Annotated in this window: 18 protein-coding genes; 12 read left to right on the forward strand and 6 right to left on the reverse strand. The window is 62.5% G+C overall.

Going from position 1 to position 14256, the window contains the following annotated elements:
- The first annotated feature begins 27 nt into the window (after positions 1-27).
- Complete coding sequence (locus ACE3P0_RS18530) at positions 28-447, forward strand: bacteriohemerythrin (RefSeq protein WP_374404257.1); 420 nt, start codon at positions 28-30, stop codon at positions 445-447.
- A 71-nt stretch (positions 448-518) separates the two neighbouring features.
- Here ACE3P0_RS18530 and ACE3P0_RS18535 read toward each other — a convergent pair whose 3' ends face one another.
- The 5 genes from ACE3P0_RS18535 to ACE3P0_RS18555 all read right to left on the reverse strand — a co-directional run bounded on the left by ACE3P0_RS18535 (position 519) and on the right by ACE3P0_RS18555 (position 4418).
- Positions 519-1193 (reverse strand): helix-turn-helix transcriptional regulator, encoded by a 675-nt coding sequence (locus tag ACE3P0_RS18535; protein WP_374404258.1) that lies wholly within the window; start codon positions 1191-1193, stop codon positions 519-521.
- A 6-nt stretch (positions 1194-1199) separates the two neighbouring features.
- On the reverse strand, positions 1200-1589 hold the full coding sequence (locus ACE3P0_RS18540; RefSeq protein WP_374404259.1) for a VOC family protein: 390 nt from the start codon (positions 1587-1589) through the stop codon (positions 1200-1202).
- A 16-nt stretch (positions 1590-1605) separates the two neighbouring features.
- Positions 1606-1992: a VOC family protein gene (locus tag ACE3P0_RS18545; protein ID WP_374404260.1), complete on the reverse strand. Its 387-nt coding sequence runs from the start codon at positions 1990-1992 to the stop codon at positions 1606-1608.
- A gap of 113 nt (positions 1993-2105) precedes the next feature.
- Positions 2106-2504, reverse strand: a complete 399-nt coding sequence (locus ACE3P0_RS18550; RefSeq protein WP_374404261.1) for an MAPEG family protein — start codon at positions 2502-2504, stop codon at positions 2106-2108.
- A gap of 33 nt (positions 2505-2537) precedes the next feature.
- On the reverse strand, positions 2538-4418 hold the full coding sequence (locus ACE3P0_RS18555) for an MFS transporter (RefSeq protein WP_374404262.1): 1881 nt from the start codon (positions 4416-4418) through the stop codon (positions 2538-2540).
- Positions 4419-4653: 235 nt separating this feature from the next.
- Between ACE3P0_RS18555 and ACE3P0_RS18560 the strand changes: the two genes are divergently transcribed.
- The 10 genes from ACE3P0_RS18560 to ACE3P0_RS18605 all read left to right on the forward strand — a co-directional run bounded on the left by ACE3P0_RS18560 (position 4654) and on the right by ACE3P0_RS18605 (position 13157).
- Positions 4654-4995 (forward strand): ATP synthase subunit I, encoded by a 342-nt coding sequence (locus ACE3P0_RS18560; RefSeq protein WP_374404263.1) that lies wholly within the window; start codon positions 4654-4656, stop codon positions 4993-4995.
- A 1-nt stretch (position 4996) separates the two neighbouring features.
- Positions 4997-5857: a F0F1 ATP synthase subunit A gene (gene atpB, locus ACE3P0_RS18565; RefSeq protein WP_206254769.1), complete on the forward strand. Its 861-nt coding sequence runs from the start codon at positions 4997-4999 to the stop codon at positions 5855-5857.
- Positions 5858-5927: 70 nt separating this feature from the next.
- Positions 5928-6173, forward strand: a complete 246-nt coding sequence (gene atpE, locus ACE3P0_RS18570; RefSeq protein ID WP_148579106.1) for a F0F1 ATP synthase subunit C — start codon at positions 5928-5930, stop codon at positions 6171-6173.
- Positions 6174-6210: 37 nt separating this feature from the next.
- The gene (locus ACE3P0_RS18575; RefSeq protein WP_374404265.1) at positions 6211-6681 is read left to right on the forward strand and encodes a F0F1 ATP synthase subunit B; all 471 of its coding nucleotides are present in this window, start codon (positions 6211-6213) and stop codon (positions 6679-6681) included.
- A gap of 6 nt (positions 6682-6687) precedes the next feature.
- Complete coding sequence (locus ACE3P0_RS18580) at positions 6688-7221, forward strand: F0F1 ATP synthase subunit delta (RefSeq protein WP_374404267.1); 534 nt, start codon at positions 6688-6690, stop codon at positions 7219-7221.
- Positions 7222-7232: 11 nt separating this feature from the next.
- A complete protein-coding gene (gene atpA / locus ACE3P0_RS18585; protein WP_374404269.1) occupies positions 7233-8768 on the forward strand; it encodes a F0F1 ATP synthase subunit alpha in 1536 nt (511 codons plus the stop codon).
- Between the two features lie 15 nt (positions 8769-8783).
- Positions 8784-9653, forward strand: coding sequence for a F0F1 ATP synthase subunit gamma (gene atpG / locus ACE3P0_RS18590; RefSeq protein WP_172201696.1), 870 nt, complete (start codon positions 8784-8786; stop codon positions 9651-9653).
- 25 nt (positions 9654-9678) lie between these two features.
- Positions 9679-11082: a F0F1 ATP synthase subunit beta gene (gene atpD / locus ACE3P0_RS18595; protein WP_374404270.1), complete on the forward strand. Its 1404-nt coding sequence runs from the start codon at positions 9679-9681 to the stop codon at positions 11080-11082.
- A 59-nt stretch (positions 11083-11141) separates the two neighbouring features.
- Complete coding sequence (locus ACE3P0_RS18600) at positions 11142-11567, forward strand: F0F1 ATP synthase subunit epsilon (RefSeq protein ID WP_374404271.1); 426 nt, start codon at positions 11142-11144, stop codon at positions 11565-11567.
- A 192-nt stretch (positions 11568-11759) separates the two neighbouring features.
- Positions 11760-13157 (forward strand): MATE family efflux transporter, encoded by a 1398-nt coding sequence (locus ACE3P0_RS18605; protein WP_374404272.1) that lies wholly within the window; start codon positions 11760-11762, stop codon positions 13155-13157.
- A gap of 5 nt (positions 13158-13162) precedes the next feature.
- On the opposite strand, the gene ACE3P0_RS18610 is transcribed toward ACE3P0_RS18605, so the two are convergent.
- Positions 13163-13627: a winged helix-turn-helix transcriptional regulator gene (locus ACE3P0_RS18610; protein WP_374404273.1), complete on the reverse strand. Its 465-nt coding sequence runs from the start codon at positions 13625-13627 to the stop codon at positions 13163-13165.
- A 132-nt stretch (positions 13628-13759) separates the two neighbouring features.
- Here ACE3P0_RS18610 and ACE3P0_RS18615 point away from each other — a divergent pair.
- Positions 13760-14256: FAD-dependent oxidoreductase (locus ACE3P0_RS18615; protein ID WP_374404274.1), on the forward strand; the 497-nt coding region annotated here is incomplete at its 3' end.

Below are 14256 nucleotides of genomic sequence, written 5' to 3' on the forward strand. Positions count from 1 at the left end.
CGCATTTTCAGCTGGCCGGGATAGGACATGACACGATTTGAATGGAAGGCCGACTACTGCGTGGGCGAGGGCAAGATTGACGCTCAGCACGAACAGCTCTTCATGCTCGCCAACAAGCTTGTCGAGGCAAGCGACAAGAAGGACCTCACAGCCTGTGCGATGCACTTGTTCCGCTATGTTCACGCGCACTTTCGCCATGAGGAATCCGTGATGCGCCAAGTCGGCTACCCCGGCTATGCGGAGCACTACGCGATGCACGAACAGCAGCTGGCGCGGCTTACCGAGATCAGTGCGGACATCCACAACGACCGCTGGACGAGCGATCGCATCGTCGACTTCATCGAGAACTGGCTCAAAGTGCATATCCTGAAGGAGGACGTGCGGCTCGCTGCTTACCTGAAAGACCATCCCGACACAGGTGAGAACAGCCCGCATGCCGCGTCGTGAACGAGCCGCCCGCTGGCAAGCACTGCGGACGTGCAAGGCACGATGACGTCGCTCCACCCAACGCGCAGGCGTCAGGCGTGGCAGTGCCGTAGCAGGTCTGCAAGGCGCCGGCCTTCCATGTCTGGGAAATGATCGCCGGCGACCGTGAGGTGTAGCAGGCGGTCGAGTCGGAAGCTGCGGAAGTCAGCGCGTAGTTCGCACCACGCGCCGAGCGTCCACACCTGGCCCCAAAAAAACAGACCCAGCGGCCAGACGAAGCGGCTGCTGCGTGCGCCCTTCTCGTCGACATAATCGAAAGCGATGCGCAGGCGCTGATCGACTGCGCGGCGTAGCACCTCGATGTGTTGGCTGCCGGGCGTACTGCCGAAGTCCGGCACCAGCAGTGCGGTGCTCTCCAGCCGCGCACGCAGTGCCGGGCCCACGGCGGCGCTGATTTTCTCCAGCGCGCTGGCCGCATGCAGCGCCAACTCGCTGCCACCTTTGGCGCCGACCACACGCGCCCCCAGCGCGAGTGCCGCCAGCTCGTCGGCGCTGAACATCAGCGGAGGCAGATCAAAGCCGGGCCTCAGTCGATAGCCGACACCGGCCTCCCCCTCGACCGGCACACCGGAGGTCGACAGATCGGCGATGTCGCGGTAGATCGTGCGCTCCGATACCGCAAGCCGTTCTGCCAGCTGCGCGGCTGTCGTGAGCCGGCGGCCGCGCAGGATCTGGGTGATCTGGAAGAGTCGATCAGCGCGCCGCACGGTGTTTCAGCCCATCGGCGTGCACAACTCGACCAGCGTGCCTTCCGGCGCTCGCAGGTAGGCGACGGTCTGCCCCCAGGGTTTCAGGGTCGGCGCGGTGAGCGCTGTCGCCCCGGCGTTGACGGCGCGCTCAAAGGCGGCCGATACGTCGTCGGTCGTGAAGCCGATCTCGATGCCAGCCGGCAGGGCGTCGGCATTCAGCGGCCGGTAATCGCCACCGAGCGATGCGCTGGCAACGTCGTGACGCGCAAACGCCAGCGCGGTATCGCCGGTGTCGAGCTGGCCGAACTGCGCGTCGTCGGTGACGAAGCCGGTGGCGAATCCGAAGGCGCGTTGGTAGAAATCGAGCGTCGCGCGCACATCGGCGACATAGACGATGGTGTAGCCGAATTTCATCGCGGGTTCCTTTCGCTCAGGCTTCGTGCAGGCCGACGAGGTTGCCCTCGCTGTCGATGATGTGCGCGAAGCGCCCCATGTCGCCCGGCAGCGCAACCGGCGGCAGCGCCACTTTACCGCCCGCGGCCTCGACCCGTCCGAGCAGCGCATCCAGCCCGCTGTCGGCGTTCAGATACACCTTCGTGCCGGTACTCGCCGGCACCAAGCCGGGCGCGCGCTGCAAGCAACCCGACACACCGGTGCCGTCGTACGGAAACACTGCGATCGTGACTTCAGGGCCCATCTGCTCGCGCTGCAGCGGTGCACCGAAAAGCTTTTCGTAAAACGCGCAGGCGCGGTCAAGGTCGACCACCGGCAGTTCGAACCACACGACGCGTTGTTGTTGGCGAAGCGCTTTGTCCATGATGTTGCTCCTGTTGCGGTTGAGGTGCAGACAGGATGCAGGGGGGCTCCTGACAGCGTGGTGTCAGGAGGGTGGGCGCGGCGACGCCGTGTTGCGCGAGGCGCGGCTGCTCGTCAGTATCCGGTCACCGCCCGTAGCACGGCGAACCCCGTCCAAAGACCGATGGCGCCGAATGCGATCATGCCGATCATGAAACCCGTGCCGCGCGTGGCCGGGTCGCGCTGGTAATTGACCGCGTAAAGCACGCGTCCGGCAAGGCCGACCAGACCGGCGACCATCGCGTAGCGGTCGCTGACATAGGCGGCGAAGAGCCACAGGGTGGGCAGAAACACCATCACCCACTCCATCGTGTTGAGCTGGATGCGGTAGGCGCGCTCGAAGTACTCGTTACCGGTCGTGGCGGGCGCCTTGACGCCATACTTTTCCCGCGCACGGCCCACGTTCCAGGCGGTGCCGAACATCAGCAACACAATCAGTAGCGTGGTACCAGCGGTGAGTGGGTAGTCATGCATCGGGTTCGCTCCTGCGGAAGGGCGTGTCGGTGTTCAGGGGCGTTGCCGCAACTGCGCAACGGCCGCCTGCAATGCCTCCGGTGTCGCTTCTGCGGGCGATAGCGGCTTGCCGATGTCCAATTCGATGCGGCTGAACAGACCGCGCCGGAATGGTTTGCTCATCGCTGGGCCGTCTTTGCGCGAGAAGAAGCTACCCCATAGTCCAGAGAGGGCCATTGGCACGACCGGCACAGGCGTGCGTTCGACGATGCGGGTGACGCCAGCCTTGAACGGCGACAACTCGCCGGTGTCGGTGATCCGACCCTCCGGAAAGATGCCGACGATCTCGCCGGCTTCCAAGGTCTTGGCGACTTCGTCGTAGGCGGCTTCCAGCATTGCGGCGTCTTCCTTCGCCGGAGCGATCGGAATCGCACGCCCCTCCTTGAAGACGAAGTTGATGATCGGCATCTTGAAGATGCGGTGATCCATCACGAAGCGGATCGGGCGCCGGCTCTCCGCCATCAAGATCAGCGGATCGACGAAGCTGACGTGGTTGCACACCACCACGGCCGGCCCCTCCGCCGGGATGTTCTCGTAGCCCTTTGCGCGCACCCGGTAGAACGTATGCACCAGCAACCAAACCAGCAGCCGCTGCATGAACTCCGGCACCAGGCTGTAGATGAACGCAGCCACCGCGATGTTCATCAGTGCCGCATACAGGAACATCTGCGGGATGCTCGCACCCTGGTTCAGCGCGAAGAACGCATAACCGGCCGAGGCCACCATGAAGCCGGCATTCAGGATGTTGTTGGCGGCCACGATGCGCGAGCGGTAGGCTGGCTCGCAACGCGTCTGGATCAAAGCGTAGAGCGGAATCGTATAAAGCCCGCCGAATACGCCGATCAGCGCCAGATCCGCCATCAGTCGCCACGATCCGGGCTGCGCGATGAAGCCGGCCACCTCGATGCCCTGGTGCGGTGTGGCCGGGCTGGCGAAGTACAGGTCTACACCGAATATCGTCATGCCGAGCGAGGCTAGCGGCACCAGGCCGAGTTCCACTTTGCCGCCCGAGGCACGTTCGGCCAGTAGGGAACCGAGCGCAATGCCGACAATGAAGGTCGACAGCAGGAAGGTTGCGAGATGTTCGCTGCCGCCGATGGTCTCCTTCACGAAGGGGCCGAACTGCGACAGCAGCATCGCGCCGTAAAACCAGAACCAAGAAATGCCCATCATGCCCATCAGCACCGTACGGTTGCGCGCGGCGATCCGCATGTTCTGCGCGATCTCGCTGAAAGGGTTCCAGTTCATCGTCACGCGCCCGAGCGGTGGTGCGGCCGGGATCGACAGACTCGCCAGCCAGCCGCAGGCGGCCAGCATCACACAGGCGGCACCGGCCCAGACCGGACCGGTGCCCGGTACGGCGATCAGCATCCCGCCGACGATCGAACCGAGCAGAATCGCGACGAAGGTGCCGCTTTCCACCCAGGCGTTGCCGCCAACCACTTCATCGGCATGCAGATGCTGCGGGAGTATCGAGTACTTGAGCGGTCCGAACACGGTGGAGTGCAGGCCCATCAGGAACAATGCCAACAGCAGCAGCGGCACAGCCTTGAAGAAGAAGCCGGCGGCCGCGATCAGCGCGATGCCGATTTCGGCCAGCTTCACCCAGCGGATCAGCGTCGCCTTGTCGAAAGCATCAGCGATCTGCCCGGCGGACGCGGAGAACAGGAACATCGGCAGCACGAACAGGCCCGATGCCACTTGAACCATCAGCGCCGGCGACAAGCCCATCACCTCCCCACCCTGGAAGGTAATCAGCAACAGCAGCGCCTGCTTGAGCACGTTGTCGTTGAACGCGCCCAGGAACTGGGTCGTGAAGAGCGGCAGGAAGCGCCGCGTCTTCAGCAGCATCATCGGGTTATGTTCGATTGTCATGTTCTCTGGGGGCGGGCGCCGGGGAGCTTCCCGGCGCGACAATTATGCAGTGTACGGTTGAGATTCCGATGTAGATGACAGCCTGTCCAGCGTACCCGCGGCGCACTACAATGGTGCGTGCTGCATTGCAATAGATCGCTGGCATAGGGCAAGTACTAAGTTTGACTTCAATCAGCTAAATACCTAACATTGCATGGTTTTTCGAGGCGCGCAGATGTTCGCGGCAGTGCAGGGAATGTATAAGGTTATCGTCCTGCAGCTCATGGCCGCACTGATTGGCACCGTTTTAGGAATGGTGGCCTTCGGTTCTCGTGGCGCGCTCTCGGCGGCGTTGGGGGGCGTCGCCTGTGTCCTCCCGACTTGGTTGTTTGCCATGCGGCTCCATGCTGCTTCGAAGCGCCCCGGCGCCTCTTATGCGCTGGCCTTTTTCCTTGGCGAACTGATCAAGATTGCCTTGAGTATCGGATTACTGGCTGCGATCCGCCTGATCTACCCGGACGTCCATTGGGGCGCGGTGGTCATCGGCTTGGTCGTGACGCTTCAAGCTAACGTTTTCGCTTTTTTGGTTAAAACCTGACATGGCCACCGGACACGAAGCAAGCGCGCCTACCGCGGGCGAGTACATCGTTCACCACCTTACCCATAACAACACAACCGGCCACGCACAGCAGAACATCGTCGACTGGAGCGTTCTCAACGTCGACACGCTGATCTTCTCGGTCGGCCTGGGTCTGCTGACTGTTTTCCTGTTGTGGCGCGCGGCGTCCAAGGCGACCTCCGGCGTTCCGGGGCGTTTCCAGGCCGCCGTTGAAATTCTGGTCGAGATGGTTAACGACCAGGCCAAGGGCATCATCCACAGTGCTGAGTCGCGCAAGTTCGTCGCACCGCTCGCGCTGACCGTGTTCGTCTGGGTGTTCCTGATGAACTCGATGGACTTCCTGCCGCTCGACTTGCTGCCGATGATCTGGCAGAAGATCAGCGGCAACGAGCACGCCTACCTGCGCGTGGTGCCCACCGCCGACCTGAACGCAACGCTCGGGATGTCGGCCGGCGTGCTGCTCGTCTGCCTCTACTACAACATCAAGATCAAAGGTCTTGGCGGCTGGGTGCATGAGCTGTTCGCAGCGCCATTCGGCGACAAGTGGTTCCTGTACCCGATCAACTTCCTGATGCAGATGATCGAGTTCGCCGCGAAGACGATTTCGCACGGCATGCGACTGTTCGGCAACATGTACGCAGGCGAGCTGCTGTTCATGCTCATCGCGCTGATGGGCGCCGCCTGGGGTACGTCGGGTGTCGCGGGTCCGCTGCTTTGGGCGGGCCATGTGCTGGCGGGCTCCGCCTGGGCGATCTTCCACATCCTGATCGTTGCGCTGCAGGCCTTCATTTTCATGATGCTGACGCTTGTCTATGTCGGTCAGGCTCACGAAAGCCACTGACACTAGCGTTGCACCGTAGGCAGTTAGTTTTTTGATTCAACCCCACTTTTTCTGAAATAGAGGAGTCGTCATGGAACACGTTCTTGGTTTCGTTGCTCTGGCCGCTGGTCTGATCATCGGTCTCGGTGCTATCGGTGCCTGTATCGGTATCGGCATCATGGGCTCGAAGTACCTGGAAGCGTCCGCCCGTCAGCCCGAGCTGATGAACGCCCTGCAGACCAAGATGTTCCTGCTGGCCGGTCTTATCGACGCTGCGTTCCTGATCGGTGTCGGTATCGCGATGATGTTTGCCTTCGCCAACCCGTTCAAGCTCTGATCCGGTCCATTCCTTCCACTGATTCGGGAGTGATGCCGTGAATCTGAACGCAACGCTGTTTGCCCAGCTTGTTGTGTTCTTCGTGCTCGCGCTGGTCACGATGAAATTCGTGTGGCCGCCGATCGCGAAGGCACTCGACGAGCGTGCGAAGAAAATCGCCGACGGGCTCGCCGCTGCGGACAAGGCCAAGACCGATCTCGCTCTGGCCGAGAAAAAGGTTGTCGACGAACTGCGCAAAGCGCGCGAGTCTGCAACCGATGTCCGTGCCGGAGCCGAGAAGCAGGCTGCCGCCCTGATCGATGAAGCCCGTAGCGAAGCAGCGCGCATCATCGCTGCCGCTCGCGAGGCCGCCGAGCAGGAGGCAGGTGCCGCCATGCAGAAAGCCAAGGAAGGGCTGCGCGAACAGGTCGCCCAGCTTGCCGTGGTGGGTGCAGAGCGGATCCTGCGCAAGGAAATCAACGCCCAAGTCCACGCCGACCTGCTGGCCAACCTGAAACAGGAACTGTAAGACGCCATGGCCGAAAACGTCACCGTCGCGCGCCCTTACGCCGAAGCGGCGTTCAAGCTGGCACGTGAAGCCAACGCCCTCGAAGCGTGGGCTCAGGCGCTAGCGCGTCTGGCGGCGGTCGCAGGCGAACCGCGTATCCGGGACAGCCTCGGCGATCCTCGCGTTACGGCTGATCAAGCCGCCCGCGTGTTCGTCGAGGTCGCTGGCGACCTCACCGCTGACCAGAAGAATTTCGTCAACGTGCTAGCCGAAAACGAGCGCCTGACGGTTCTTCCGGAAATCCTTTCCCTCTTCACGGCGCAGAAGGATGCGCATGAAGGCGTCAAGGATGCGCTGGTGAGTTCCGCCTTCCCGATCGATGCCGCAACGCTTGCGCGCCTGGTTGCCGACCTTGAAAACCGCTTCAAGGCAAAGGTCAAGGCGACCGTGCAGATCGACCCTGAACTGATCGGCGGAGTGAAGATCGCCGTCGGCGACGAAGTGATCGATGCCTCGGTCCGCGGCAAGCTGGCCGCGATGGCCGCCGCGCTACAGAATTAGGAGCTCTAGGTATGAACCTCAACCCGTCTGAAATCAGCGATCTCATCAAGAGTCGCATTCAGAACCTGCAACTGGGGGCGACGGCGCGCAACGAAGGCACCGTGGTTTCCGTGACCGACGGCATCTGCCGTGTGCACGGTCTGGCAGACGTCATGCAGGGTGAAATGCTCGAATTCCCGGGCAACACCTTCGGCCTCGCGATGAACCTCGAGCGCGACTCCGTCGGCGCTGTGGTGCTGGGCGAGTACGAACACATTTCTGAAGGTGACACCGTCAAGTGCACCGGCAAGATTCTCGACGTTCCGGTCGGCCCCGAGCTGATCGGCCGCGTAGTGAACTCGCTGGGTCAGCCGATCGACGGCAAGGGCCCGATCAACGCCAAGGAGACCGACAAGATCGAAAAGGTCGCGCCGGGCGTGATCTGGCGCCGTTCGGTGTCGCAGCCTGTTCAGACCGGCCTGAAGTCGGTCGACTCCATGGTGCCGATCGGCCGTGGTCAGCGCGAGCTGATCATCGGCGACCGTCAGACGGGCAAGACAGCCGTCGCGGTCGACGCGATCATCAACCAGAAGGGTCAGAACATGATCTGCATCTACGTGGCGGTGGGCCAGAAGGCCTCGACCATCGCTAACGTGGTGCGCAAGCTGACCGAAAACGGCGCGATGGAATACACCATCGTCGTCGCCGCGTCGGCGTCCGAATCCGCGGCGATGCAGTTCATTGCACCGTACGCCGGCTCGACCATGGGCGAGTACTTCCGCGATCGCGGCATGGATGCGCTGGTGGTCTATGACGATCTGACCAAGCAGGCTTGGGCCTACCGTCAGATCTCGCTGCTGCTGCGTCGTCCGCCGGGCCGTGAAGCCTACCCGGGTGACGTGTTCTACCTGCACTCGCGTCTGCTCGAGCGTGCTGCCCGTGTGAACGAGGAGTACGTTGAGAAGTTCACCAACGGCGCCGTCAAGGGCAAGACCGGTTCGCTGACCGCACTGCCGGTTATCGAAACCCAGGCCGGTGACGTGTCCGCTTTCGTTCCGACGAACGTGATCTCGATTACCGACGGCCAGATCTTCCTTGAGACCGATCTGTTCAACGCCGGTATCCGCCCCGCGATCAACGCCGGTATCTCGGTGTCCCGCGTCGGTGGTGCTGCGCAGACCAAGGTCATCAAGAAGCTCGGCGGCGGTGTGCGTCTCGCACTGGCGCAGTACCGCGAACTCGCGGCCTTTGCCCAGTTTGCGTCCGACCTCGACGAGGCGACTCGCAAGCAGCTTGAGCGCGGCCGTCTGGTCACCGAGCTGATGAAGCAGCCGCAGTACGCGCCGCTGTCCGTTGCGGACATGGCCGTCACGCTGTTCGCGGTGAACAAGGGCTATTTCGACGACGTGCCGGTCAACCGCGCGTTGGCTTGCGAAGCCGGCATGCAACAGTACGTTCGCAGTCAGGCCGCTGATCTGCACGCCAAGATCGAACAGACCAAGGACCTCGACGCCGAAGGCGAAAAGACTCTGGCTGCCGCGATCGAAGCGTTCAAGAAGACCTTCTAAGGCGCGGAGAGCGACATGGCGGGCGGAAAGGAAATCCGTAACAAGATCAAGAGCGTGCAAAACACGCGCAAGATCACCAAGGCCATGGAGATGGTGTCGGTATCCAAGATGCGTCGCGCTCAAGAGCGCATGCGTTCGGGCCGCCCCTATACCCAGAAGATTCGCCGGCTTGCCGCCAACCTCGCGCTTGCGAACGTCACCGACTACCGGCACCCGTTCCTCGCCAAGGTCGAGAATCCCAAAAAGGTGGGGCTGGTGCTCATCTCCACCGACAAGGGGCTCTGTGGCGGTCTCAACACCAACCTGTTCCGGATGGCGGTGAATCGCCTGAAGGAGTGGGAAGAGGCGGGCGCGAACGACATTCGCGTGACCTGTATCGGCAACAAGGGACTCGGTTTCATGCAGCGCATGGGTGCGAAGGTCATCTCGCACGTCACGCAGCTGGGTGATACCCCGCACCTTGAGCGCCTGATCGGGCCGGTCAAAGTCATGATCGACGCTTATCTCGGCGGTCAGGTGGAGGCGGTCTACATCGCCTTCAACCAGTTCGTGAACACGATGAAGCAGGAGCCGCGAATTGTTCAGCTGCTCCCGCTCACCGGCGAGAGCATGGGTACTCCGGACAGTTCGTGGGATTACATCTACGAGCCGGATGCGCAAGCGGTGATCGACGAGGTGATGCTCCGTCTGGTCGAGGCGGCGGTCTATCAGACCGTGGCCGAGAACATGGCGTCTGAGCAAAGCGCACGCATGGTGGCGATGAAGGCTGCGTCCGACAACGCGGGCAACGTGATCAAGCAACTCCAGCTGGTCTACAACAAGACCCGTCAGGCAGCGATCACCCGCGAGATCTCAGAGATCGTCGGCGGCGCCGCGGCGGTGTAACGGTTTTAATGATTGGGGAAAGACGATGAGTCAAGGAACCATTGTTCAGTGCATCGGCGCGGTGGTGGACGTTCAGTTCCCGCGTGATTCGATGCCCAAGGTCTTCGAAGCGCTCCAGCTGGATGCCGCCGAAGATAACGGTCTGGTCGAGTCCGGCCTGACCCTCGAAGTTCAGCAGCAGCTGGGCGACGGTGTGGTGCGTACCATTGCGCTGGGTTCCAGCGATGGCCTGCGCCGCGGCATGAAGGTCAACGGTACCGGTGCTCCGATCTCTGTGCCGGTCGGTCACGGTACGCTCGGCCGCATCATGGATGTGCTCGGTCGTCCGATCGACGAAGCGGGCCCGGTGGCGTGCGAAGAAAAGCGCGCGATCCACGCGGCAGCGCCGAAGTTCGACGAGCTGTCGCCGTCGGTGGAACTGCTCGAGACCGGCATCAAGGTTATCGATCTGATCTGCCCGTTCGCAAAGGGCGGTAAGGTCGGTCTGTTCGGTGGCGCCGGCGTCGGCAAGACCGTGAACATGATGGAGCTGATCAACAACATCGCCAAGCAGCACTCGGGTCTCTCGGTGTTTGCCGGCGTTGGTGAGCGCACCCGTGAGGGCAACGACTTCTATCACGAGATGAAAGAGTCGAACGTTCTCGACAAGGTGGCGATGGTTTTCGGCCAGATGAACGAGCCGCCGGGTAACCGTCTTCGCGTGGCGCTGACCGGTCTGACGATGGCCGAGAAGTTCCGCGACGAAGGCCGCGACATCCTGCTGTTCATCGACAACATCTACCGCTTCACGCTGGCCGGTACCGAAGTGTCCGCTCTGCTGGGCCGTATGCCTTCGGCCGTGGGTTATCAGCCGACGCTGGCGGAAGAAATGGGCCGCCTGCAGGAACGCATCACCTCGACCAAGGTCGGTTCGATCACGTCGATCCAGGCCGTGTATGTGCCTGCGGATGACTTGACTGACCCGTCGCCGGCGACGACCTTTCTCCACCTCGACTCGACCGTCGTGCTGTCGCGTGACATCGCCGCGCTGGGTATCTACCCCGCCGTTGATCCGCTCGACTCCACCTCGCGCCAGCTCGATCCGCTGGTGGTTGGCGAAGAGCACTACCAGACCGCGCGTTCCGTGCAGGCCACCTTGCAGAAGTACAAGGAGCTGCGCGACATCATCGCGATTCTGGGTATGGACGAACTGGCACCGGAAGACAAGCTGCTTGTCGCCCGCGCCCGTAAGATCCAGCGTTTCCTGTCGCAGCCCTTCCACGTTGCTGAAGTGTTTACCGGGTCGCCGGGCAAGTACGTGACGCTGAAGGATACGATCAAGGGCTTCAAGATGATCACATCGGGCGAGTGCGACGCACTGCCGGAACAGGCCTTCTACATGGTCGGTGGCATCGAAGAGGCTTTCGAGAAGGCCAAGACGCTGCAGTAAGGCGCAGGTTTGTGCGGGCCGCTCCGGCGGCGCGCGCAACCTAGAGCGGAGATAAGCAAATGGCAATGACGGTTCATGTCGACGTGGTCAGCACCGAAGAGCAGATCTTCTCCGGTCTGGCTGAGGCTGTCGCACTGCCGGGTGAAGCGGGCGAGCTGGGCATTCTGCCCGGACACACGCCGCTGCTGACCCGTATCCGTCCTGGCGCGGTGCGTCTGAAGCTGCCGAACCAGGAACACGACGAACTGATTTTCGTCGCGGGTGGCGTGCTCGAAGTACAGCCCGGCTTGGTTACGGTGCTCGCAGACACGGCAATCCGTGGCCGCGATCTGGATGAGGCCAAGGCGATGGATGCCAAGCGTCAGGCCGAAGAAGCGCTGTCGAACCAGGAGTCGAAGCTCGACTACGCGCGTGCCCAGGCCGAGCTGGCCGAAGCCGCTGCGCAGTTGGCGATGATCGAGCGAATGAAGAAGCGCGGTCACTGACCTGCAAGGCACCTGCAGTACCCGACAAGGGCAGCGAGAGCTGCCCTTGTTCATTTCTACTTACACCCGGCCGCGATCAACCCCCGAAAATCCACCCGGTCGGCGCGCGCGACGAGAGGCATACTTAGTTCGCCGCGCAACCAAACAGAAGCGCACAGCTCAAGCGCGGCATGAACAACGGATTTGCTGCGAATGACACGACACCCTGCGCCCCCACGCCCCCGGCTCTTTGCCATCACCTGGCCGATTTTTTCCGAACATCTGCTGCACGCCTCGATCGGCTTGCTGTTCGTATGGTTGACCGCCCGCATCTCGGACGACACCGCCGCTGCATTCGGCCTGTCGAACCAGATCATGGCTTTCTTCATCATCCTGTTCCGGCTTGTCGGTGTCGGCGCGAGCGTGGTGATCACGCAATACCTGGGCGCCGGTGATCACAAAGGTGCTGAGCGCATCGCTCGGGCTAGCCTCGCGGCGGCGGTGTGGCTGGGTTTGATTTCGGCGGCCATCGTCGGTTTCGGTGCCGGGCCTCTGCTCAGTTTGATGAAGCTGCCGCCTGCGCTGCGCCCGGAAGCGCAGCCCTATCTGGTCATCCTCGGCGTGGTGCTCGCGGTCGACGCGATCATCGCCACAATGTCGTCGGTGCTCCGGGCCTATACATTCACCCGCGATACGCTGCGCCTGATGGTGGCGATGTATGCGTGTTCGCTGCTGGCCGGTTTGCCGCTGATGTTCGGCTGGGGGCCGGTTCCGCGGCTGGGTCTGGTCGGCATTGGCGTCGGCTTCCTGCTCGCCCGCGTGGCGTCGCTGGCGATGCATGTGTGGCTGTGGCGTCAGCGACTGGCAGTGACGCCGACGAGGTCGGACTGGTTGATCGTGCGGCGCGCCGAACTCGCTGAGATGGCGCATATCGGCTTGCCTGGTGCCGGCGAGAACGTTGCTTACCGAATTGCGTTCACCTGGGTGCTGGCTTTCGTCGCGGCGATGGGGGCAGGCGAACTCGCTACCCATACCTACCTTCTTCAGGTCAGCTACTTCATCTTGCTCACGGGGCTCGCGATCGGTTTCGGTACCGAGATCGTGGTTGGACACCAGATCGGCGCCGGTCATCTGCACGATGCAAACCGTGTGGTGCGCAAGGCGCTGCTGTGGGGCTTCGTGGCGTCGACGACGCTGGCCTTGATTGCAGCATTGTCCGGTCACGCGATCTTCAACTTCTTCACCGACGATCCGCACATCATCGCCGCCGGCAGCCAGTTGCTGTGGGTGGTTGTGCTGTTGGAGCCGGGGCGCACTTTCAACTTGGTGGTGATCAACGCGCTGCGGGCGACCGGTGATGCACGTTTCCCAGTCGGTTTTGGCGTCTTCTCGATGTTTGGCGTAGCAGTCGGCGTTGCATGGCTGCTCGGCGTGCAAGCCGGATGGGGCCTGACCGGCGTATGGCTGGCGATGGCGGCGGACGAGTGGGTGCGTGGCATCGCGATGTTCATCCGTTGGCGCCTGCTCGCCTGGGTGCCCTATGCGCGGGCAACGCGCCGTCGCATTCAGGCGCAGCAGCCCTGCTACCCCGAACCGGTGCAGGCAACCTGACGTGATCAGTCGGTCGGCAGGAAGAGCGTCTCCTTGACCTCTTCCATCACCACATAGCTGCGAGACTCCGCCGCCGCCGGCAGCCGGTTCAGGACATGTCCCAGCAGGCGGCGGTAATCGGCCATCTCGGTGATGCGCGCCTTGATCAGGTAGTCGTAGTCGCCGGATACAAGGTGACATTCCATCACCTCGGGGAGCCAAGCCAGCGCGCGCTTCACTTCATCGAAGAGCTCGCCGGATTTCGACGCCAGGCGGATCTCGACGAACACCAGCAGGTTCAGCCCCAGCGCGCGCGGATCGACCCGCGCGTGATAGCCGGTGATGACTTTCTCCCGTTCCATCCGCTTCACGCGCTCCGCCACCGGCGTGGTCGATAGGCCGACGCGCTCAGCGAGTTCGGTCATCGTGATGCGGCCGTCCTGCTGCAGCACGTCGAGGATCTTGCGGTCGGTTTTGTCGAGCTGGCGCATATTTCCCTGTTCCTGCCGGCCTGTCCCTAAGATTGGGCGTCGATATCACTTTAACGCACCGAAAGGTCAGTGAATAGCACTGCCATACTCTTCATAGACTAGCCAGATCAAAGTCTGGCGAAGGGGTTGGCAATGAAAGTCCTGGTTCTCGGTGGTGGCGTGATCGGTGTCAGCACCGCCTACTACCTTGCCCGCGGCGGCGCGGATGTCACCGTGGTCGATCGGCAGGCCGGTGTGGCGCTGGAGACCAGCTTTGCCAACGCGGGGCAGGTCTCGCCGGGCTATTCGACGCCGTGGGCGGCGCCCGGGATCCCGCTCAAAGCCATGAAATGGCTGTTCCAGAAGCACGCGCCGCTCGCGATCCGACCAGACGGCAGTCTCTTCCAGTTGCGCTGGATGCTGCAGATGCTGGCCAACTGCAACCCCCGCAGCTACAGCGAGAACAAGGCGCGCATGTTGCGTCTGGCCGAATACTCGCGGGACTGCCTGCGCGAGTTGCGCGCGGAGACTGGTATCCACTACGAAGAACGCAGCCGTGGCACCCTACAGTTGTTCCGCTGCGCGGCGCAGGTGGAGGCGGCCCAGCGCGATGTGGAAGTGCTGCGTGAATTGGGTGTCGAGCATCAGTT

The sequence above is a fragment of the Niveibacterium sp. genome (assembly GCF_041909475.1).
Taxonomy (GTDB): domain Bacteria; phylum Pseudomonadota; class Gammaproteobacteria; order Burkholderiales; family Rhodocyclaceae; genus Niveibacterium.

Bases quoted from the DNA above. Each gene is read 5' to 3' on its own strand.
- ACE3P0_RS18530 (WP_374404257.1), top strand. From the start codon at position 28: ATGACACGATTTGAATGGAAGGCCGACTACTGCGTGGGCGAGGGCAAG.
- ACE3P0_RS18540 (WP_374404259.1), bottom strand. From the start codon at position 1,589: ATGAAATTCGGCTACACCATCGTCTATGTCGCCGATGTGCGCGCGACG.
- ACE3P0_RS18545 (WP_374404260.1), bottom strand. From the start codon at position 1,992: ATGGACAAAGCGCTTCGCCAACAACAACGCGTCGTGTGGTTCGAACTG.
- ACE3P0_RS18550 (WP_374404261.1), bottom strand. From the start codon at position 2,504: ATGCATGACTACCCACTCACCGCTGGTACCACGCTACTGATTGTGTTG.
- ACE3P0_RS18555 (WP_374404262.1), bottom strand. From the start codon at position 4,418: ATGACAATCGAACATAACCCGATGATGCTGCTGAAGACGCGGCGCTTC.
- ACE3P0_RS18560 (WP_374404263.1), top strand. From the start codon at position 4,654: ATGTATAAGGTTATCGTCCTGCAGCTCATGGCCGCACTGATTGGCACC.
- atpB (WP_206254769.1), top strand. From the start codon at position 4,997: ATGGCCACCGGACACGAAGCAAGCGCGCCTACCGCGGGCGAGTACATC.
- atpE (WP_148579106.1), top strand. From the start codon at position 5,928: ATGGAACACGTTCTTGGTTTCGTTGCTCTGGCCGCTGGTCTGATCATC.
- ACE3P0_RS18580 (WP_374404267.1), top strand. From the start codon at position 6,688: ATGGCCGAAAACGTCACCGTCGCGCGCCCTTACGCCGAAGCGGCGTTC.
- atpA (WP_374404269.1), top strand. From the start codon at position 7,233: ATGAACCTCAACCCGTCTGAAATCAGCGATCTCATCAAGAGTCGCATT.
- atpG (WP_172201696.1), top strand. From the start codon at position 8,784: ATGGCGGGCGGAAAGGAAATCCGTAACAAGATCAAGAGCGTGCAAAAC.
- atpD (WP_374404270.1), top strand. From the start codon at position 9,679: ATGAGTCAAGGAACCATTGTTCAGTGCATCGGCGCGGTGGTGGACGTT.
- ACE3P0_RS18600 (WP_374404271.1), top strand. From the start codon at position 11,142: ATGGCAATGACGGTTCATGTCGACGTGGTCAGCACCGAAGAGCAGATC.
- ACE3P0_RS18605 (WP_374404272.1), top strand. From the start codon at position 11,760: ATGACACGACACCCTGCGCCCCCACGCCCCCGGCTCTTTGCCATCACC.
- ACE3P0_RS18610 (WP_374404273.1), bottom strand. From the start codon at position 13,627: ATGCGCCAGCTCGACAAAACCGACCGCAAGATCCTCGACGTGCTGCAG.